The organism is Sutterella massiliensis, from assembly GCF_016899755.1.
Classification (GTDB): Bacteria; Pseudomonadota; Gammaproteobacteria; order Burkholderiales; family Burkholderiaceae_F; genus Sutterella; species Sutterella massiliensis.
Map to the genome: position 1 here is coordinate 1 of NZ_JACJJC010000026.1, position 20,129 is coordinate 20,129.

Sequence of the window (20,129 nt, forward strand, 5' to 3'; positions counted from 1 at the left end):
CGGAACGGGTGCGATTCGCGTGCAGCTTGCCCTCCGCATCCCATCGCCGAAGGGTCGAAATGGAGACCCCAAGAGTTCTCGCAGCTTCTCCGATGCTTATAAACCTACTCATTTTGGCAATAAATAGTAATATTCGAGTAGATTTATTTTAACTGATTCAAGCCCCATGCGACCCGCTTTGTCTTTGCGGGGCGTTTGACGCGTCCGAAGCATTTCGTCCTAGCACTTCTCTGTCTGCAGCTTGACCGTGCGCCCCAAAAGCTCGGCGTAGATCGCGTATTGGGAGGCGGTGAACGTACAGAGAACGACCTTTCCCGCAAACGGATGCGCGCGCAGCACGGCAAGCGCCGTTTCGGCGGCAAGCTGCGGCGGAATGCGGTATTTGCCCGTTCCGATGCAGGGAAAAGCGATCGACTTGAAGTGCTCTTCGAGCGCGATGTCGAGGGATTTGCGGTAGCAATTCGCAAGGCATTCGAGTTCGCGCTCACCGCCCCCGCGCCACTTGGGCGCAACGGCGTGAATGATCCACGGCGCTTTGAGCCCGAACCCGGGCGTCACCACGCAGTCGCCGATCTCGGCAGCGGGAAGCCTCATGCAGTGCAAAAGGAGCTCTCGCCCGGCCGCGCGATGAATTGCCCCGTCAACGCCCCCGCCGCCCGTCAGGGAATTTTTCGCAGAATTCACCACCGCGTCAACCGCAAGCGACGTGATGTCGCCGAGCTGAAGTTCGATCGCCGAATCGTCCATAGCCGCTCCTTATGCGTGAAGTATTGATGCTACGACACGCTGCGGCGCTCATCGTCGCAAGCGAAATACAGCTCTCTTTTTCCTGTTGTGCAGAGACTTTTTGCCGTGCGTGCACAAGAATAAACGCACACGCCGATTTATTTGTTTTCAGCCGCTTCAACTGCCTTCAAGTGCACGGCTCGCAGATCGGCCGGGCTGTGGCAGCTCGCACACCCGTCGTCGGTGGGTAGCGTTTGGTGGTCGAACGCAAGCGTTTCGGTCGATGCACCGGGCATACCGGGCTTCAGAACGGTCGGATGACATCCGCCGCAGGCGTTGCGCTGCGGCTGGGCAAATACGTTGACCTTCGTTGGCACCGTCCCCGCATCGATGTGGCACTGGAAGCACTCGGCTTCAGGCTGAGGCGTCTTGCCTTTGTGAAAGACATGCATCTCGCGCGGAGAATGCGCAGTGAGTTTCGGCGCCATTTTGTGGCAGACCGTGCAGCCCGCCATATCGATCGTGGGATCGCCGTCCTCGGCAACGCCCGCTGCGGTCAGAGGCCTCGAAAGCGCACCGAGCACGAGCACCGAGAAAAGCGCGGCAGCCCGGCGCAGGCCTTTTCGGGAAGCAACATGCGTATTCATGACATCTTCGCCGACAGATACATTGACGAAATTCATTTTAGCGGCGCCCGTTCGAGCACTTTGATCGAAAGCGTTTCTGTTTGCATCTTCCTTTACAAGCCACCGACTCTCTTGTCACGCTTCGTCTGAACGGGCGTCCAATGACGTTTTTTGTCGCTCATGAACATGCCTTTCGCAGCCTCCCAAACCTATGCTCGGATAAGTCTTGGCGCAGCGGGCAGCCCGCACCGCCGAGATGCAAAACAGCCTCACACCAAGTACCCGCAAGATTCTCAAGAGGAGACGAAACCATGTCCCGACAGATCCTGCTCGCACACGGCTATGTCGTCACGATGAACGCGAAGTTCGAATGCATCGAGGACGGCGCCGTACTGATCGACAACGACCGCATTGCAGCGGTCGGCCCGACGGCCCTGCTCATGAAGCGCCTTGAAGGACATACCTACGATGCGCTCGACTGCAGCGGCAAGATGATTCTCCCGGGCCTCATCGACGCGCACACGCACGCGGGACACTGCCTCAACCGCTCGCTCGGCCTCGACTCGAGAACGCGCTGGATGGATTACCTCACGAAGATCTATCACCACTCGACGACGCCCGCTTACTGGCATGCCGAAGGACGTCTTGCCGCGCTCGAGCGCCTGAAAGCGGGGATCACCTGCGGCGTCTCGGTGATCTCGAACGCCGCGCGCTGCGACGATCCGCGCATCGTGGTTGAACACGTGCGCGGCCACGCCGAAGTGGGCACGCGTGAAAATCCGGCGATCGGCCCCTCGAACCCGCCTTACCCGCGCGCCTTCGGCGTGGAGGAGAACGGGCGCATCGTCGAAAAGAACTTCACCTTCGACGAACTCATGGACAAGGCCGAAGAAGCGATTGAGCTCGTCAACGGCAGTTTCGGCGGCCTCATCGGCGCGTTTGCCGCGCCCTTCGTGATGGTGGGCTCGATCGAAGGCTCCAAGCCCACGCCCGCCGACCTCGCGTGCCGGCTGACCGACTACGACCGCCACATGATGAAGTCGATCCGCGAAGTGGCGCGCCGTCAGAATGTCCGCATCCACACGGAAGCCTTTGGCGGCATGATTCGCTTGGCCGCACAGGCCGACGACCCGCTCTTGGGGCCCGACGTGCACGTGCAGCACTGTAAGGGCATTTCCTTCAAGGAAGCGATGATCCTCGCGGAAACGAAGACAAACGTCACGACAACACCCGCCTGGCACCAGCTGCAGATCCGCTGTCCGGTGCCCGAACTCATCGAACTCGGCGCCAACGTCGCGGTCACGACCGACGGCACCGCCCCCGCAATGCCCTTCGACCTCTTCCGAGCGGCACGCGATACGGCGCTTTTGCAGCAGGCGGCCTTGAACGACCCGTCCATCCGTCCCGCGGGGAAAATTCTTTCGATGATCACGATCGATGCGGCGCGTGCAATCGGGCGCGAACACGACCTCGGGTCGCTCGAAGTCGGAAAACTCGCCGACATCACGACGGTAAAGGTCGCCTCGCCGCATCTTTCGCCGCAGTTGATGCCGATTCATCAGTTGATGCTCTTCGGCAACCCGGGCGACGTTTCCGACGTCTTCGTCGCGGGGCGCCTCCTCATGCGAAACCGTACGGTCCTCACGGTCTCGGAAGCCGATGTTCTTGAAAGTGCGGAGCGCGCGTCGCTCGAAGCCATCGAGCGCGCGGGCGCAAAGCACCTCCTGAAGCCTTCGGACAATTTCTGGACGGGAGCGCAGAGTCGGCTGGACACACTGCGGGAACCATAACTCGAAACAAAGGCAATCCGATACGACGCCGATCAAATCGCGCGTCTCGCGAACGCAACGCCCGATTTTTCCTGACGAAGCATCTTTTAGAGCATAGAGCAGTGCATTTCTGCATTCTTGGATGACCCTGCGGTAAACCCGCTTGGCGGCGTGTAACCGCCGTGCGGCACAATGAGCTTTTGTCTCTATTTTGCAGACGCAGCCGCTCTCGTCTTTCCGTCGGACCATGTGCCTTCATTCGCCGCACCCCCAGTGCCCGCTGCACGCGCTACTGCAGCGCTTCGCCGCAGGGGCGTGCTGCGTGCTCGCACTCGTTCTCACGGGCGACGCCCGCAGTGCAGACACAGAAAATGCGAAAGTGTCCGTTCCCGTTGAAAGACGTGCTGCTGCATCTGACGACAATTTCCCTCAGGCGGCTCCCTCCAACGACATAGCGATCGGTCTCGTCGACACGTTTTCGCCCGAAGCGTATTTGAGCACGTTCGTGCCGACCTTCGAGCATCTTCTTAAGACCTTCGGCGAGTCGCGCATTCGAATCGTCGAGCTCCATTGGAACGTAACGGCCGAGGACATCCGCCGTGCGGACCTCGACTTTGTCGTAACGTCGGCCTCGACCTACGCGGCGCTCATCGATTCCGCCGGTACGCACCAGATCGCAACGCGCCGCCCTAAGAGCTCGAACGACGTTTCGCACACGGTCGCTTCACTTTTCGTCACGGCGGCCGAAAGCCCGATCAAAACGCTCGCCGACGCAAAGGACACGAGCGTTGCGATTTCACACAGACAGAGTTTTGACGGCTGGCTCATCGCGCAGGGCGAACTCGCGGCGCTCGGACTCGATCCGAAGCATCATTTCGGCGAAGTCATCGAAACGCGCTTCGGCATTCCCGATGTCGCGACGCTCGTGCGAACGGGGCTCGCCTCAACGGGCGTTCTCGGGAGCTGCGAATACGAAACTCTCATCGCCGAAGGGCTCTTGAAGCCCGGCGACCTGCGCATCCTCAACGAAAAACCGACAAAGCCCGGTGAGTGCCGGCGCAGCACAGAAAAATATCCGGACATCGTGTTTTCGTCGCTGCCCAATGCCGACTCGGACGTCGTCAACCGCATGGCGGTGGCGCTTTTGTCGCTCCCGACCGAGAAGCTCGACTTTCGCTGGACAATCGCCAACGACTTCGTGCCGACGCTCGAACTTCTCAAAACGCTCCATCTCGGTCCCTACGCCGAACCCGAAGCCTGGACGCTCGCGCGGTTTTGGGCGACCTACCGCACCGAGATCGTGCTTTTCGTCGCTTTCTGTGCCGCCGTTCTCTTTCACATTCTCACGCTCAACGTGCTCGTACGGCGCCGCACGAACGATCTGCGTACGGCCTTCCGCGCGAACGAGCAGCTGCTGCGCGAGCGCAACGACTCGCGCCAGCGTCTGATGGCGCTCGAGAGAACGAACATCGTTGCACAGCTCTCGAACATGTTCGCGCACGAAATCAAACAGCCGATCATGAACATCGCCTGCTACGCCGCGGCCCTAAAGCTTCTCCTGAAGCGTGAAGGCTCGCTATCCGAAAAGGCGGCCGACATGCTCGACCTGCTTTCGGGCGAAGTCGACCGATCGAGCGAAATCGTAGAGCACGTGCGCTCTTACGCGAAGAACCGCTCGCATGCTCGCCGCATGTGCGACCTCGGACGCGTCGTCGCAGAAACGCTCAAAAACATTCACGACCCTCTGATCGTGCTTGAAACGGGCTTGTCGCCCGGTGCGCCGGACAATACGACCGAGTCCTTCAAGCCGAACAAAGCGAGAAAGAACGAAGCATCGGCTCGACAGACCGCGACTAACGCATTCCCTGCCGCATCCGCTTCCTATCCGATTTCGGCCGATCCCTTCGAAATCGAATTCATCGTCGCGAACTTCATCAAAAATGCCCGAGCCGCCGTCAAAGGCCTCGAAGACCCGAGCGTCATCGTTCGGCTTACGCGCAACGAACGCACGTGCCGCGTCACCGTGACCGACAACGGCCCCCCCATTTCGGATGAAACGTTTGCATCGCTCGGAACCGTCTCAGCAAGCAAGAAGACTGAAGGACTCGGCTTTGGGCTCGCGATTGCACTTGCCTTGGCAGAGCGCAACGGCGGACACCTAGCTTTCGAGCGCCGCACACCTTCTGGCTTAAGTGCATCTCTCGTTCTGCCGATTCGCACCGATACCGATGCGAACGCCGATAGCACAGCCCACGCACCTCAAAACACCGCCAAATAAAAATCGCCATGACCGCCTTTTCCCATCGTCCCGATCCCGTCGTTCGACTTGTAGACGACGATCAATCCGTTCTCAAAGCGCTCGGTACCTATCTTGATGTGGCGGGTTTTCGCGTTGCGGCCTACGACTCGGCAGCGCGGTTCCTCAACGAAGACGACTTCAGCGTCCCGGGCTGCCTCGTGCTTGACGTACGCATGCCTCGTATGACGGGCATTGAGCTGCAGCACGAAATGAAGGTGCGCGGCATCGATTTGCCGATCATTTTCCTTTCCGCGCACGGCGACATCGCCATGGCAGTCGATGCCGTCAAGGCGGGCGCCAAAACCTTTCTCGTGAAGCCCCCGAAGCTCGATGAACTTGCCGAAACGATCGCCGAAGCAATCGAGGAGAACGTCGAGCGGCGTGCGAAGGTTCGCGACTGGCTCGAACTGCGGGCCGACTTTGAAAAGCTGACGCCCGCCGAAAAAGCCGTCGCCGGCATGATTGTGAAGGGACTCACCAATGCCGTCATAGCCGAGGCGCTCGGCATGGCCGAGCGAACGGTAAAGGCGCACCGCGCGTCCGTCTACGAAAAGCTCGACGTCGAAAACGCCGTTGAGCTCGCGGACTTTCTGCATGAACTCGACGACTACCGCAAAGAGCTCGAAAGCAAATGAAGAAAGCATTCTCCAGACGAAGTGCGCTTTGCCGGGCGCTCTCGCGGCTCTCGGGGTTCGCGCTTGCGGCTTCGGGATTCCCCATCGACGCGCCGGCGCAGCCCGACTCGGGTGAATCGGCGCCAGAGGAAGAGCACTTTGACGTCGTCGTTGTGGGCGGCGGGATTGGCGGCTTGTCGGCGGCCCTCTGCGCCGCCGAAGAAGGTTCGCGCGTAGTGCTCTTGGAGAAAAACGGATTTTTGGGCGGCGACACGCTGATTTCGGGCGGCACCTTCAACGCGGTCGATCCCAAGCGGCAGCGTCCGCTCGGAATTGTAGACAGCTATGAGCAGTTTGAATCGCAGATGCTCGCTTCGGGCGAAGGCTATAACGATCCGGCCGTTGTTCGCGTATTTGCTCGAGAAGCTACGACCGCGCTCATATGGCTAGAAGCGCACGGCATGCGATTTCTGCCCGAGCTCACCGAAATTTACGGCAGCGGCTTTGTCCGCGCGCACCGCTCGGCGTACCCGCGCGGACGCGGCTACATTCACTGCCTCTCGAACGCCTGCATTAAAGCAGGAGTCGACATACGTCCTCAGACACGTGCGCTCTCGATTTTGCGTGACGAGCGCGGTGCTGTCTATGGGGTTGAAGCGCAGCCGCGCGAGGGGAACCGCACAGCGAACGCAGTTAGGATTTTTCAAGCTCGCCGCGGAGTTGTTCTCGCCTCCGGCGGTTTTGCAGCAAACAAGGCGCTGCTTGCGAAATACGCTCCCGAATATGCTTCGCTGCCGATCGACAGTCTCCCATCATCAACGGGCGACATGCTGCTTGCAGCCGATGCAATCGGTGCCGACACCGTAAACCTTGGATTCGTGGAATGTGTTCCCGGAGCACCTCCCGGCATTGACTACCAGGTACGGCTCGACTACGACGCCGAAGACATCATCATGGTGAACCAAGCGGGACGCCGTTTCGTAAACGAAACAGGGACGCGTCGCGAAATAGCGAGCGCCGTTGCCCGCGAATCGGGACCATGTTATGAAATTGCCGACCAGGACGCTGTTGACGGCATGAGCCGTGCGAACCAAAAGTCGCTCTGGCGCGGCTATTTTGCAAAGGCTGCTTGGAAGGATGATTCGCCGCAGGCGCTCGCCGTCCGCCTCGGCATTTCGCCGCAGGGACTTGCCGACGAAATCGGACGAGCCGTTGCCGACGGCCGCTTTGCTGGTCCTCCCTACTGGGGCGTTCGCATTCATCTTCGCATCCATTGCACGCTCGGGGGGCTTCGCATTGACGAAAATGCGCGGGTTCTTGATCGCAGCGGGCAACCGATCGATGGCCTCTGGGCGGCGGGGGCCGTCACAGGAAATGTCCACGGCATCAACCGCCTGGGCGCGAACGGCATTAACTGCGCATGCGTTTTCGGACGAATTGCCGGCACCGCTGCGGCAAGACGAGCGCCACAGCATTTGCCTGCGACAGGTAGGATCCACAGCTGAAGCCCTCTATCACAAGTACCGATCGATTGTCAATGTCCGCACGCCCGATTGGCGCCGCTTTTTACACCCTGTATCTTCATCCGCAAGCGGCGAATCGGGCGCACGGACCAACCGCCTGTCGTGCAGATTGATGCATGTGTGCGGGCGCGCCCCTTCGTCGAGTTCTTCGACCAAAGAAAGGAGTAGGAAACTATGAGCAATCGTCGTGAGTTCCTGAAGGGTGCCGCTGCGGGTGCCTTCGGCGTGATGGGCGCGGGCTTTGCCGGTTCGGCTTCTGCCGCCGCTGTGAAGTTCGATAAAGAAGCCGATGTCATCGTTGTCGGTCTCGGCGGCGCGGGCGCCGCCACCGCTATCACGGCCGCAGACAACGGCGCGTCCGTGATCGTCATCGAACGCCAGCCTAAGGACACGCTGCGCTCCAACACCCGCATGTCGGGCGGCATCTTCCACTGCCCGGACAAGACGGGCGACCGCAAGGCCCTCAAGGAATACGCCAAGGCGATGTTCTCGGGTGAAAACATTCCGGGCAAGCTCGAAGGCGAACAGCCTGAAGTCTCCGACGGTCTCGCCCAGGCTTGGGCCGACTACACGCCGGGCCTGCTCGACTGGATGAAGTCCCTTGACCCGAAGTTCCAAGCGTTTGCGACGCCGGGCTTCAAGGGTGCAGCCTTCCCCAACTTCCCCGGCGCCAAGGAATGCGGCTATCAGGTCTACAAGGCCTCCTATCCGGACCGCATCCGTCCGATGCATAAGTCCACCTGGGGTCAGCCCAAGGAAGAAACGATGCACGGCGAAGCCTTCTGGCAGTGCCTTGCTACGGGCGTTGAAAACCGCAAGGACAAGATCGCTGTTGACTATGAAACCCGCGGTCGGAAGCTCGTTCAGAACGACAAGGGCGAAGTGATCGGCGTTATCGCCGAAAAGGGCGGCAAGACTGTTGCCTACAAGGCCCGCAAGGCCGTCGTCCTCTGCTCGGGCGGCTACGAATACAGCAAGACGATGCGTCAGGCCTTCCTGGAGGGCCCGGGCGTCGAAGGCTGGGCTTTCTACGGCACGATCTACAACGAAGGCGACGGCATCCGCATGGGTCTTGACGCCGGCGCCGGCATGATGAAGGCAGGCAAGGCCGCTTCGCGCATCATCTTCCCCGCGCCCGTTCGCCACAACGGCATGCGTCTTGGCATCATCACGCCCGCCGTCGGCTCCGGCCACGCAATCGTCGTCAATCAGATGGGCCGCCGCTACGCTGCCGAACACAAGGTGACGAAGGACCCGAGCCGCTACTTCTTCTACAAGGAAGCGGTGAAGTTCAACATCGACACGCTCGACTATGCGAACTCGCCCTCGTGGTTCATCTTTGACGAAACGCTTCGCAAGCAAAAGCCCTTGGTCGACCTCTCGATCTCGACGCCGGGCTACAAGTTCCTCGACTGGGGTGCCCCCGACAACTCCGACGCCGTGAAGAAGGGCTGGATCCTCAAGGCCGACACGATTGAAGAACTCGGCAAGAAGATCGCCGAACAGAAGGACAATTCGGGCCGCATGGATCCGAAGGTCCTCGCCGAAACGGTGAAGCGCTACAACGAACTCTGCGCCAAGGGCGAAGACACGGACTTCGGTCGTCTCAAGACGACGCTGCAGCCCGTGGCGGACGGTCCCTTCTATGCAATTCCGCTCGTTGCGGGCGGCCCGAACACGAAGGGCGGCCTCGCGGCGAACGCCAAGCGCGAAGTCCTTGACTGGGACCTCAAGCCGATTCCGGGTCTTTACGCCGTCGGCGAAATCGCCTCTGCGCTCAAGTTCGTCTATCAGGGCGGCGGCAACCTGACCGAATGCCTGGTCTTCGGTCAGATCTGCGGCAAGGAAGTCGCCAAGCTTCCGAACCGCGCCTGATTGAAGCTTCACGCAAGCTTGATCATGTCGCCTGATCTCGGGTAAAACATCGCCCGCGGATCACGCTGCGGCACCGAACGCAGACCGGTTCGGTGCCGCTTTTCCTTCAAAGAAGACCACTCTCGGAGACCCCAAGATGATGAAGCAACTCCTCTCAATGAGCTTCGTTCTCTTCTCGCTCGGCGCCTTCGGCATCTCAACGGCCAGCGCAGACGAGTTCCTCGCCGACCGCCACGCCAAGTACGGCCTGCCCTGCACGGCCTGCCACGTTGAGAACGGCAGCCCCAAGCTCAAGATCGACGACCAAAAGCACGAAGCCTGCGTCGGCTGCCACGGCTGGTACGACGAAGTCGCGAAGAAGACCGTGCCGAAGGACGAAGCGAACGTCAACCCGCACAGCCAGCACGACGGCAACCTTCCCTGCACCGAATGTCATAAAGGCCATAAGAAAGGCTACAACTACTGCGGCGACTGCCACATGTACAACTACAACGTGCCTTAAAAAGACCAATACCGCTGCGAAGCTCAAGCGTCGCTGCAGGTGTTCCTGCCGAAGCGCCCTGGCTCGAGTTGAGCCAGCGGCGCTCACGCTTTCTACGCAACTGGCTTGCCGCAGCGGCACCTTCGAAAACAAACGGGCGAGCGCCCTGGAAAAAGCGTTCGCCCGTTCTTTTCATGGCTCAGGCAGCTCCCCCGAGCCCTCAGTTGTCAACTACTCAAGCCTTGAGCGTGCCGACGGCGTGCTTCGCGGCCAAGCGTCCCCAGATCACGGCTGCCGTGAGCTGCGAACCGACGATGTAGTCGTCGTAGAAGAGCCCGCCGATGGCGTTGCCGATCGCGTAAAGGCCTTTCACAGGCTGCTTCTCGGTGTTGAGCACCTGGCCGTCCTTGCTGATGAGCGGGCCGCCGAAGGTTGCCGTCATGCCGCCCTGGAAGGGGAAGGCCATGAACGGCGCCTTTTCGAGAAGACGAGGCTTTTCGAGCGTATTGGGCGGCGTCAGTTCACCGGCCTTGCCGGCCTTCACCGCAGCGTTGTAGCTTTCGACCGTCGCCGTGAGCTGCTTTTCGCTCACGCCCATCGACTTGGCGAGTTCGGCAATGGTGTTGCCCGTATGAATCGGGGCCTTCGCCTTCTTGTAGCGCGCGATGCGGGTCGCAACCGTTTCGATGTCGACAACCTGGCTGTCGATAACGATGAACGCCCAGTTGTCCTTCGTGACGAGCGGGAGCTTCTTCGCGACCGCCACGTACGTCATCACTTCGTCAAGGATGCGCGTACCAGACTTGTCGACGATGATGCCGTAGTTGACCATCGTCGAAGGATTGGCCTGCGTGGGACCGTGGATCGGGCCGCCGTGGAACTGGTCGAGGTTCGTGTAGTACGGCTGGAAGGGGCGAGTCAATTCAATGTTCTCACCCATCATGTAGGCCGAGCCGCGAAGCGGCATCCAGCACACGCCGCCCCCCATGTACTTCGTGACCATCTCGCGGTTGGCATGGAAGCCGCCCGTCGCGATCACGACGCCGGCCTTCGCTTCAAGCGTAATGGCGCCTTCGGTCTTCGAAACGGCCTTGACGCCCGTGCATTCAAGGGTCGGCGTGCGGGTGAGTTCGATCGCCTTCGTGTTCGTCATGAAGGTGATGTTCTTCGCCTTCTTCACTTCGTCGAGCATCTGGCTCATGAGCTGCGCGCCGCCCGGCTTCTTGGGGCCGGCGACCACGTGACCGCGCACGGTCGCGGGCCACACTTCGCGCACCATCTTGCCCCACTTGACGCCGCAGCGCTTCGTGAGCCACTCGATGCAGTCGGCGCTCTTTTCGCAGTAGACGCGCGTGAGTTCGGGATCGCCTCGACCCTGCGAAACGGCCATCATGTCCTTATAGAACTCGTCGATCGTGTCGGTGAAGCCGTTTTCCTTCTGCACGAAGGTGTTCGTGGCGTTGAAGTGGCCGCCCGCGTAGATCGTGTTGCCAAAGGGCATCGGCATTTTTTCAAGAAGCGCCACCTTGGCGCCCAGGTCGGCAGCTTCGAGCGCTGCCGTGATGCCCGCACAACCGGCGCCGATCACGACGAGGTCGAATACGTACTTCTTTTCGCCCGCTTCTGCAGCTGCAGCGGAACCCGCCGTCACGGCGCTTCCGGCGGCAACGGCAGAGAGAAGCCCGGTCTTCAGTGCATTGCGGCGGTTGAGCATCTTCATCTGGTCTCTCCTTTTCTAAGATGAACGATGCTTTCAGTTTCTGCGGCAACCGCCGTTAAGTATGTTGCGGCGTGTCAACTCAAGCGGCGTTCTAATCGTCTTCCAGAATGCCGAGCGCCGCCGCACGTTCGAGGAGCGCCTCGGCATTGCGGCAGTCGAGTTTTCGCATGGCGCCTGCGCGGAAGAATTCGACGGTCCGCTTGGCAAGACCCAAGCGTTCGGCAATGGCCCGATTCGTGAGACCGGCAGCAACGAGCCGAACCACTTCCCGCTCGCGTGCCGTGAGCGAAACCGGCGACCTGCCCCGCTGCAGAGGAACTTTCTCTTCACCGAAAACGGGCGCAGCGGCAAGCGCCCGATCGAGCGCCTCGAGCAGCTTGTCGGTTCCGACGGGTTTGGAGAGAAAAGTCACCGCCCCCTTTTGCATGACGTCGACCGCCATTTCAATCGTGCCGTGCGCGGAAAGGAAGATGATCGGAAGCCTCGCCCCGCGAAGACGCAGCGTCTCCTGAAGCTTCAAGCCTGTCATCCCGGTCATCTTGACGTCGAGAATGAGCGCACCTGGGACGCGCAAATCGTCTTCGGCGAGGAAGTCTTCTGCTGATTCGTATGCACGAATCACATAACCTTCTCCCTCAAGCACAAAAGCAAGCGCTTCGCGCAGGCCCGCATCGTCGTCTACGACTCGAATGAGCCGCATGGACGAGTTGCTCGCATTGCCTTCATGGCGTTTCCCGTGTGTTGTCTCCTCAATCATGCTTCGCGCTCCGAAGTACCTTGCTGGCGGTCTGTTTTTTCCCTGCTCACTTTGAGTGCCGACTCTGCACGAGTGTCCCGACAGCGCGGCAGCGTTACGATGGCCTCAAGTCCCGCCGTATCGCGCCGCTCGAAGACAAGCGTACCGCCGTGCGACTCAATGATGCTGCGCGTGATGGCAAGTCCCAATCCGAGTCCTTCGGGCTTTTGGCTCGTCACGGGCGAACTGAGCGCAGCAAAAGCCTCGTGAGATAGCGAGGGACCGTTGTCGCAAATGGTGAAGCGAACGGTTTCTCCCTGTGCTTCGATTGCGAGCGCAACCGACGGCTTTTCACATGTCTTCACCGCTTCAAAGGCATTGCGGATGAGATTGACAAGTGCAAGCTCGAGTTCAATTGCACTGCCGAAAATCGTTGCGTCAAGTGCCGATTCTTTTGGTTCGACCCGCTCGACGCGCCGCATGAGTCCCGGATAAGTTTGGTCGAGATGGAGCATCAGTTCGTCAACACGCACGCTCCGACCGTCGCTCAAGCGCCCTCTCGCGTATTCGCGAACGCGGTTGACGACTTCGCCCGCACGCTCGGCTTCGGCAGCAATGCGTTCTCCCACCGCTGCCACACGCTCGGGGGAAACAGCGCCGCGCACGGCCTGGCGATGGAGTCCTTCGGCAAAGAGACGGATCGAAGCGAGCGGCTGGTGGATTTCGTGCGCAATGAGGCTTGAGAGCTGTCCGACCGCACCCGCGCGCTGCAGGAGCGCGATGCGCTCGCGCTGCTCGGCCTCGCGTGCGTAGGCTGCAGAGAGTTCCAACTCGCGTCGGCCAACAAGCTGATCGGCGCGCCGCGAGTGAAGAAAGAGAATGGCTACGCCCGCGAGAAAGAGCGCAACATAAGGCCAGGCAACCGCGATGAAGCGCTTCAAGGTCCATTCGCGCAGGTACGCGTAAGGGCCGATTTTGAGCGACTCCAAGAGTTCGTCCACACCTTTGAAGTCGGTCGCGATCGACCAGCTGCGGCCGTTTTCCAGGGGCGGCATCGTCAAAACGGCCGTCAGAAGCGCTTTCGAAGCGGCGGGCGATACGGTAGGCATCACAGAAATGCTCTGCGCGGGATAAAGCTTCGTCGAGTGCCGGCAGGCGACCTTTCCTTCGACGGGGCGCTCGGGCGGGAGCACTCGGAGCATGCGGGCAACTTCCGGCCGCTCGTGCTCAAGATGCTCGTAGGCACATAGCCGCAGGATCCCGACATCGGCACGACCATTCACGACGTCTTCGGCGATCTCTGCCATGGCATCGCTTCGTTCAAAAAAGCGTTTTTCGCCGAAAAAGGTTTCCGGATCGAACCCCTGGGCCGCTATTTCACCAATCGCGGCGTGATAGCCCGAAAAACCGTAGGGCATATTCGCAGAGAGACGCAAGCCTTCAAGATCCGCGAGATGCTCGATGCGCGCATTGTCGACACGCACGACAAAAGCCGATCCTTCATTGTGATTGGGATCTTCGAGTCCGAGACGAACGGTCGTCGCGACGGGTCTTGCGCCTGTATCGATCACACGCCTCGCAAGACCGGCGCTGCTCACGAATATGTCAACGTCGCCCCGTCGGACGGCCGCTTCAAGATCGGCAACCGTGTAGCCGCGTACCTCGATTCGTTCCGCGAGCTTGGCTTTTTGAAAAGCATTGGCAAGCGCCGCCTCCATCGGGTCGCGCATGGCGGGCAGCGCAAAAGACGAAATGCCGACGCGAAGAACCGGCGCAACCCGCTCTGTTGGAGCGGCTGGTGTAACTCTGCGAACGGATACTTGCGCGGCCGCCGAAGCGAGCGCACTCGTTTCCCCCGCGGATTGAGCAAGCGTAGTACTGCCGAAAAAGAGCGAACTCAGCAGGACGGTGACGAGTCCCAACGCCAAGCGTTGAGGCCGGCGCTGCGTACCGTGCGTCGTTCCTTTTGTCTTTGGTCGATTTCGGGACATATCGGGCGCTTCCTCTTTCGCTTTATTCCGCGCTTTTACCCGTCAGCAAGAGCGCAAAGCTCGGTAGATTCAACGTGCAGAACGCTCTGCTATCGAGCGAATCGCCGCAATGGCGGCTTACGTTCCAAATTGTAGCGGTCGAGACGTCTCGGCCGAACGACCGGCAAATGATTGCCAACAACCGGCACGCAGCGGGAGAGACTTCTTCTGCGGCTTTTATTTCGAGATCCGATTTTTTATCGTTACGAATTGTCGGCCGAAGAGAGACGAAAAGATCATATGAGCTGAAAAAATCATTCGACCAAATCGATTTATCGAAATTCAATTCATCGTCGACTTTTCATAAACGATCAATTTAGAAGCGTCTTTAATTTTGATTTAAAAAACCAAACATCGAATGAAAGGATTTCGAATGAATTGATTTCGCCGCATTTAAGGAATCCCCAACCTTATTGAGGTCGAGAGAGAAAAACTCATCACCTTTTTATGCTGCACTATGGACGAGCGTCCCTCTTCGACATTTCGAAAGCAAGTTCAATCGCCTTATCGGATCCGCGGATCAAAAATCTGTCCCCATAGGTCCGACTATGGATGTGATAGCGGACGTGAAGCGTTTTCCCGTTTTTGAGCTCTTCGAGAAAATCCTCTCCAAAGCGATCCACCAGGAAGAACATCCGGAGCGTTCTGTTGGTGCGGCGCAGGTCGCGCGTGACGACCACGCTGTGCACCGTCTTCCCGTCCACCTGGACATCTGCCTCAACCGTGTCCTTGTCGACCAGCCAGTCCGCCAAGACTGCGTCGGAGAGCGCCGTTACGTCAATCTCGAAATTGATGAAATGTCCCTTGACGAAGTCGACGTAAAGCATTTTCTGCCCCTGCACGGAAACCGCTCGCCAGGAGCAAATATTCGGCAAACATAGCTTGAAGGATCCCCAATTTTCGCTTCTTTGGACATATTCAACAGAAATCCCATCCGGCGAATCCGAATTCGAATGAATCGATGCCTGTGCGCTTATGCTATTCATGATAAGAAATGCCAAACTCAATCTTTTAGAGCTTCAGCGGCTACGGTTTTCATCGAATTCTTCATTGTTTTAATACCGATAGGCAATTTTGATTGAAATGCTTTCGAATACGCAAAATTGAATCAAAACCAAATATCGGTTCGTCATTCGATCTTCGAAAACAAACCGTGAGATTCTACCGTGTTTCTACGTAAATACAAAGTCGCCCCAGCTACACAGCACCGACGAATAAAAAAGGCGAACTTCCGAAGAAGCTCGCCCGTGCATTGTGTTTTGAACTTGCGGTCGACCGACCGCAAATTCGTTAACACGCAATGCGTTTCGAAAATTCGAACTTAGTCGAGGAGCACGCGCATCGTCGCTTCGATGCGGTGCGCCTGACGACCGGCATCGCCCGCCGAGAACCCGTAGCTCATGCCGAGGTTGAGGTCCTTGTGGGTCGACATCCAGCCGAGTTTGATGTCGCCGACGAAGTCGCCCGTGACGTCGTAGCCCACCGTGTCCTTCGTGGAAGACCCCGTGAGCGTGTAGCTCGAATCCGTGTCGCCGAAGCGGCCGCGCAGCGTGATGTCGGCATAGGGACGCACCGTCCACTTCTCGATTTCGTACTGCGTCGCAGCCGTGACGCCCACCGGGATTTCGAAGACCACGATCTTGTCTTCGTTGACGCCGAAGGCTTCCACGTCGTTGAAGAGGATGTCGTAGTTGTCGATGTCGATCATCGCGGCGCGTGCGCCCACGTGCGGGATGAGGTCAAAGGCACCGCAGGACTTGCGCAGATCCGCACGCACGGATGCCGCCCAAGCCGTCGCCTTCACTTCAGCCGTGGCTTCGCCGCCGAGCACGCCCATCGTCGTGTCGCCGTCCGTCTTCATCCAGGAGAGCGTGCCCGTCACCTTGACGTCGCCGTACTCGCGCGCACCCCAAAGGTGGATGCCGTAATTCGTCACGTCGGTCGTCGTGTCGAGCACGTCGCCTTCGCTGTCGGCATCCCCCGACTGGTACGAAGCCGCAAGCCCCAATACCGTACCGCTTGCAAGGCGCAGATCGTAGCCGCCCATGAGGCCGTACGTGTCGAGCGAATAGCCGTAGGCGGTCGAGCCGAGCTTCAAGTCGTCCGTTTCCATGCGCCCGCCGAGCGGCATCACCCACCAGCCTTCACCGTCGAGCGGAATTGTCGACGCGTGATGTTCGATCATGTCGCTCGTATAAGCCAGGAGATCCACCGTCATGGCGTTCACGCTCGCGATGGCACCGAGCCCCGTGAGCGAGTCGATCGAAGTGCGAATGTCTTCGACGCTGCCGCCGCCGCTCAGAAGCGCGTTGATGAGAACAAGGTCCACCGCCCCTGAGCGGTTGCCGCCAAAAACTGACGAAACAAGATTCTTGGCGTTGACGTCCTCTAAGCCCGAGCCTGCGATCCCGGCACCGCCGACAATCAGCTGGCCGTTCTCGTCGATCTTGATGCCGTCGGCATTTTCAACCCGGTCCTTCCACGTGTCGGACGCGGTCGAACCCGACGCATCGAGCTTGGCATCCTTGCCGAGCGAAATGTCGAACGATTCGTCGTCAAAGACCTTGTAGATGCCCCAGCTCAGGTTCTTGCCCTTGACGTAGACAGTCTTGCCGTCTGCGACAACAACGCTGCCCTTGCCGCCATCCTGCTCGGAACTTTCGCCAAGTTCGGCCGAAAAGACCGACGACCAGCCAAAGCGGCTTGCATCGAACGTGAGGTCCGTGTCTTCGCCAAAGTAGATGACTGCGTTTTCTGCCTTCGAGAGGCTATCGATCTTGGCGGCATCTTCTTCAGAAACACCGAGTACCAGCTTGCCGTTCTCGCCGAGCTTGACAGGCGAACCGACATCGAGCTGCACGGAAGACGTCGACGTATTGCCTTCTTCGCGCGTACCGACGGCGCCTTCACTGCCGTCACCGACTTCGCCACCGTCCGCGGGCTTCTTTAGGTCGGCAGCAGTCGTCGACGTGTTGAGACCGAGGAAACCGTTCTTAAAGTAAATTTCGCCGCCGAGCGTGCCGTCGATTGCGTGAACGATGAGGTTCGAATCCGAGGAGTCGATCACGCCCTGCGCCATGTCGAGCGTGCCGACTTCGAAGGTGGATTCAGAGATCGTGAGTTCGGGCGCACCGAAATTGTTCGTGAAGGAGAGCTTGTAGTCCTCCTTCTCTTCCCCGTCACCTTCCGAGCCGCCTTCGCCCGAATCGCCGCCGTCACCCGTGCCTTCGTCACCGTCAGCCTTCGATTCGGGCGCGTCGGTCTTGAACACATCGCCGATGTCCTTTTCCACTTCGTTCATTTCGAAGGAAAGCGTGCCGAGGGCGATGTCGGTCTTCATGATCTCGGCGGAACCGGCCGTCGCACCCTTGAAGAGGTCGCCCGAAATCTTCTCTTCGAGCGCCTTTTGTGCTTCGTTAAGCGAGTCGACGAGGCTGAAGTCCTCTGTTCCGTACTTTTCTTCGAGTTCAGCAATCTTGTCCTTCAGGTTTTCGGCCGTCCAGTCCGAGTAGTCGATGTCATTCGCACCATCTTTCCCTGCGAGAACCTCTTTCACCTTATCCGTAATCTTTTCAACGGACACCGTATAGGCCGTCTTGAGACTCGTACCCGAAAGCGTGAGCGAATCGGCCGCAATCGCGGCGTGATAGCCTTCGGCCGATTCGGAAGTCGTCGCGGCGTTGTCTTTGAGAACAAGCTTCATGTTGTCGCGAACTTCGAGCGAACCGAAGCGCTTGTACTGCCATTCGCCCTTGGCGGGTTCTTCGCCGTCGGCCTTGGCGGCGCCTTCGCCGCCCTCGTCTTCACCGTCGCCCGATTCTTCGGCCTTCCACTCGGCATTGAAGCCCGAGATCGTCATCGTGCCGTTGTTGAGCACGTCGGCGTCCGTCTTGAAGCCGAGCGTGGCATCTGATCCGTCGCCCTGCGCTTTGAATTCGATATCGGTGCTCGAAATACCCTTGCCAAGCACAACGTCGACGCCCTCGGCGAGATGCGTGCCGTCAACGTCCTTCGAGAGCGTAAATTTGCCGTCTTTCCCTGCGAAACTCGAGACCACGAGTGCGTCCGTGATCTGCCATTCGCCGCCATTCGTTGCATTGACAAAATCGGCGAGCGACGCGCTCGATTCGGTACTCGATGCAACATGCGAAAGCGAGAGCGAACCCACCTTGAGCTTGCCGGCGTCACCGACATTCACAACGGAGGGTGCCTTATCACCCTCGGCTTTGGCATCGATCGAAACGGCGCTCCAGTTTGACGTACCCCGGATGTCGGCCTGCCCGCCCAGTTCGAGTTCAAGCGCCTTGCCCGAATCGACGGCTCCCTCGGCATTGACAAAGCGGCTGTCCGAGCCCGTTACCTTCACGGTGCCAAACGTCACGCGCGAAAGCGTTTCCTTTTCGGCTTCAGCGTCGCCCTCGACCTGGCCTTCGGCTTCGCCGGCATCGATCGTGTAGCCCTTGTTGCTGTTCGTGAGCTTCGAGCCGCCTTCGACCGTGATGTCGCCGAAATTCATGGCGTCGAGCTGCTTCTCGGGATTCGCCGCATCTTCAGCCGACGTAATGTTGAAGTTCGCCTGGTTTTTCAGAACGATCGTCCCGGCGTTCGAAATCGAGGTGTCCGCCGAATTATCGATGGCAAAGCCGTGTTTGCCGCCCGAAAGCGTAAGCTTGCCGTTCTTCGTGATCGCGAAGTCGCCCGAACCCGAGAAGTTGAGCGATCCGCTCTCCTTAATCGTCACGTCCGAGCCGATCGTGAGCGCACCGCCCTCAACCTTCAGACCGGCGCCCGAGAACACGAGCTTCTGCTCTTCGCCGCTCTTGATCGAAAGCTTGATCGAGAGACTGCCGTCTTTGCCGATCACGACGTTGTTCTTGTTGTCGTCACCGGGCTTCACCTTAACAGTATCCTCGTCTTCACCGAGGATCTTATTGGCCCACTCGGCACCCCAAGTGGTATCCGAACCTATCGAGGCGGGAACTTCGTCACTGCCAATCGAGATCTCGTGATCGGCAGCCTGCGCGCAGCCGGCGACAAACGTAAAAGCGCTCGCGATGGCGAGCACGAGCGGAGTTTTGCTGAGAGCTGAAGTCATGTCTGATCTTGCTGGATCGTTGATGAAAAAGCGTGCTGCGCTCGGCGGGGCGATTGCGATGCCACCGAAAAGTTCCGATCGCAAACTAAAATGATGCGAATCTTACCGATCGGGCGATTTTCCGTGCATTGACCATTGGTTCTGCGTAAAGACGAAAAGTCGAGGGACGAGAACCGAACGAGGTGTACGGTTCCCCTGCTCAGTAAAGACGACTTTCCCTGTTTCTCAAGCCTTTTCAGACATCTTCATAACAGCTGAATTGCAGGCTTTTTGAGATGCATCGAACACCCCTTCTGGGGTTTCCTTTATGTGGTGCAGATACAACATAATGCTTAGGTGGCTCACCTATGTCTCGTTCTTGCGGCTTTGTCCTCCCCAGAATGTGCCGCTTGGCCAGGCAATGTATGGTTTTCCTCTAACACACCCTTTCGGGATCCGAAGATCCGAATTATGAATCGATCCCCCCTCTATCGTGGACCTCTCGCTTCACATGCGCCGCAGAAGTCCGTCTCGCACTAAAACGAGCCCGCTTGGTGAGCGCTTCGGTTAAGGAAGTCATAAAGGGCGAATCGTTGACGCGAGCTTCATCGAAGCGCCGAGCTCTACGAAGAACAACAGCGGGAAGCGCGATCCGG

14 protein-coding genes are annotated in these 20,129 nt (G+C 59.1%); 6 read left to right on the top strand and 8 right to left on the bottom strand.

Translation table 11 applies throughout. The features are described from left to right. From H6A60_RS13965 to H6A60_RS10565, 3 genes are all read right to left on the bottom strand, one after another. Positions 1–112 (bottom strand): MerR family DNA-binding transcriptional regulator (locus tag H6A60_RS13965; RefSeq protein WP_205104417.1); only part of this gene is annotated, 112 nt, incomplete at its 3' end. Positions 113–219: 107 nt separating this feature from the next. After that, positions 220–747 (bottom strand): macro domain-containing protein, encoded by a 528-nt coding sequence (locus H6A60_RS10560; protein WP_205104384.1) that lies wholly within the window; start codon positions 745–747, stop codon positions 220–222. Between the two features lie 137 nt (positions 748–884). After that, a complete protein-coding gene (locus H6A60_RS10565) occupies positions 885–1,409 on the bottom strand; it encodes a cytochrome c3 family protein (RefSeq protein ID WP_205104386.1) in 525 nt (174 codons plus the stop codon). A 254-nt stretch (positions 1,410–1,663) separates the two neighbouring features. Here H6A60_RS10565 and H6A60_RS10570 point away from each other — a divergent pair, with 254 nt between their 5' ends. From H6A60_RS10570 to H6A60_RS10595, 6 genes are all read left to right on the top strand, one after another. Further along, positions 1,664–3,142: an amidohydrolase family protein gene (locus tag H6A60_RS10570; protein ID WP_205104396.1), complete on the top strand. Its 1,479-nt coding sequence runs from the start codon at positions 1,664–1,666 to the stop codon at positions 3,140–3,142. A gap of 226 nt (positions 3,143–3,368) precedes the next feature. Next, positions 3,369–5,399, top strand: coding sequence for a sensor histidine kinase (locus tag H6A60_RS10575; protein WP_205104398.1), 2,031 nt, complete (start codon positions 3,369–3,371; stop codon positions 5,397–5,399). 8 nt (positions 5,400–5,407) lie between these two features. Continuing rightward, positions 5,408–6,055 (top strand): response regulator transcription factor, encoded by a 648-nt coding sequence (locus H6A60_RS10580; RefSeq protein WP_205104400.1) that lies wholly within the window; start codon positions 5,408–5,410, stop codon positions 6,053–6,055. Continuing rightward, positions 6,052–7,539 (top strand): FAD-dependent oxidoreductase, encoded by a 1,488-nt coding sequence (locus H6A60_RS10585; protein ID WP_205104402.1) that lies wholly within the window; start codon positions 6,052–6,054, stop codon positions 7,537–7,539. Before H6A60_RS10580 ends, H6A60_RS10585 begins: the two co-directional genes overlap by 4 nt. A 192-nt stretch (positions 7,540–7,731) precedes the next feature. Beyond that, positions 7,732–9,432, top strand: coding sequence for an FAD-dependent oxidoreductase (locus H6A60_RS10590; protein ID WP_205104404.1), 1,701 nt, complete (start codon positions 7,732–7,734; stop codon positions 9,430–9,432). A 136-nt stretch (positions 9,433–9,568) separates the two neighbouring features. Beyond that, entirely contained in the window at positions 9,569–9,934 is a 366-nt protein-coding gene (locus H6A60_RS10595) for a cytochrome c3 family protein (protein WP_239477717.1), read from the top strand. Between the two features lie 214 nt (positions 9,935–10,148). Here the strand turns inward: H6A60_RS10595 and H6A60_RS10600 are convergent, their stop codons facing one another. The 5 genes from H6A60_RS10600 to H6A60_RS10620 form a co-directional block, all read right to left on the bottom strand. Continuing rightward, positions 10,149–11,633, bottom strand: a complete 1,485-nt coding sequence (locus H6A60_RS10600) for an FAD-dependent oxidoreductase (protein ID WP_205104406.1) — start codon at positions 11,631–11,633, stop codon at positions 10,149–10,151. A 91-nt stretch (positions 11,634–11,724) separates the two neighbouring features. After that, the gene (locus H6A60_RS10605) at positions 11,725–12,333 is read right to left on the bottom strand and encodes a response regulator transcription factor (protein WP_239477718.1); all 609 of its coding nucleotides are present in this window, start codon (positions 12,331–12,333) and stop codon (positions 11,725–11,727) included. 53 nt (positions 12,334–12,386) lie between these two features. After that, positions 12,387–14,360, bottom strand: a complete 1,974-nt coding sequence (locus H6A60_RS10610; RefSeq protein ID WP_205104410.1) for a sensor histidine kinase — start codon at positions 14,358–14,360, stop codon at positions 12,387–12,389. Positions 14,361–14,854: 494 nt separating this feature from the next. After that, positions 14,855–15,385 (bottom strand): hypothetical protein, encoded by a 531-nt coding sequence (locus H6A60_RS10615; RefSeq protein ID WP_205104412.1) that lies wholly within the window; start codon positions 15,383–15,385, stop codon positions 14,855–14,857. Positions 15,386–15,720: 335 nt separating this feature from the next. After that, positions 15,721–19,494 carry an autotransporter outer membrane beta-barrel domain-containing protein gene (locus H6A60_RS10620; RefSeq protein WP_205104415.1) on the bottom strand — a complete coding sequence of 1,258 codons (3,774 nt, stop codon included), beginning with the start codon at positions 19,492–19,494 and terminating at the stop codon, positions 15,721–15,723. Between the last annotated feature and the right edge of the window lie 635 nt (positions 19,495–20,129).

Coding starts and splice junctions, on each gene's coding strand:
- H6A60_RS10620 (WP_205104415.1), bottom strand. CDS start 19,494: ATGACTTCAGCTCTCAGCAAAACTCCGCTCGTGCTCGCCATCGCGAGC.
- H6A60_RS10560 (WP_205104384.1), bottom strand. CDS start 747: ATGGACGATTCGGCGATCGAACTTCAGCTCGGCGACATCACGTCGCTT.
- H6A60_RS10565 (WP_205104386.1), bottom strand. CDS start 1,409: ATGAATTTCGTCAATGTATCTGTCGGCGAAGATGTCATGAATACGCAT.
- H6A60_RS10605 (WP_239477718.1), bottom strand. CDS start 12,333: ATGCGGCTCATTCGAGTCGTAGACGACGATGCGGGCCTGCGCGAAGCG.
- H6A60_RS10615 (WP_205104412.1), bottom strand. CDS start 15,385: ATGAATAGCATAAGCGCACAGGCATCGATTCATTCGAATTCGGATTCG.
- H6A60_RS10575 (WP_205104398.1), top strand. CDS start 3,369: ATGTGCCTTCATTCGCCGCACCCCCAGTGCCCGCTGCACGCGCTACTG.
- H6A60_RS10600 (WP_205104406.1), bottom strand. CDS start 11,633: ATGAAGATGCTCAACCGCCGCAATGCACTGAAGACCGGGCTTCTCTCT.
- H6A60_RS10570 (WP_205104396.1), top strand. CDS start 1,664: ATGTCCCGACAGATCCTGCTCGCACACGGCTATGTCGTCACGATGAAC.
- H6A60_RS10580 (WP_205104400.1), top strand. CDS start 5,408: ATGACCGCCTTTTCCCATCGTCCCGATCCCGTCGTTCGACTTGTAGAC.
- H6A60_RS10585 (WP_205104402.1), top strand. CDS start 6,052: ATGAAGAAAGCATTCTCCAGACGAAGTGCGCTTTGCCGGGCGCTCTCG.
- H6A60_RS10595 (WP_239477717.1), top strand. CDS start 9,569: ATGATGAAGCAACTCCTCTCAATGAGCTTCGTTCTCTTCTCGCTCGGC.
- H6A60_RS10590 (WP_205104404.1), top strand. CDS start 7,732: ATGAGCAATCGTCGTGAGTTCCTGAAGGGTGCCGCTGCGGGTGCCTTC.
- H6A60_RS10610 (WP_205104410.1), bottom strand. CDS start 14,360: ATGTCCCGAAATCGACCAAAGACAAAAGGAACGACGCACGGTACGCAG.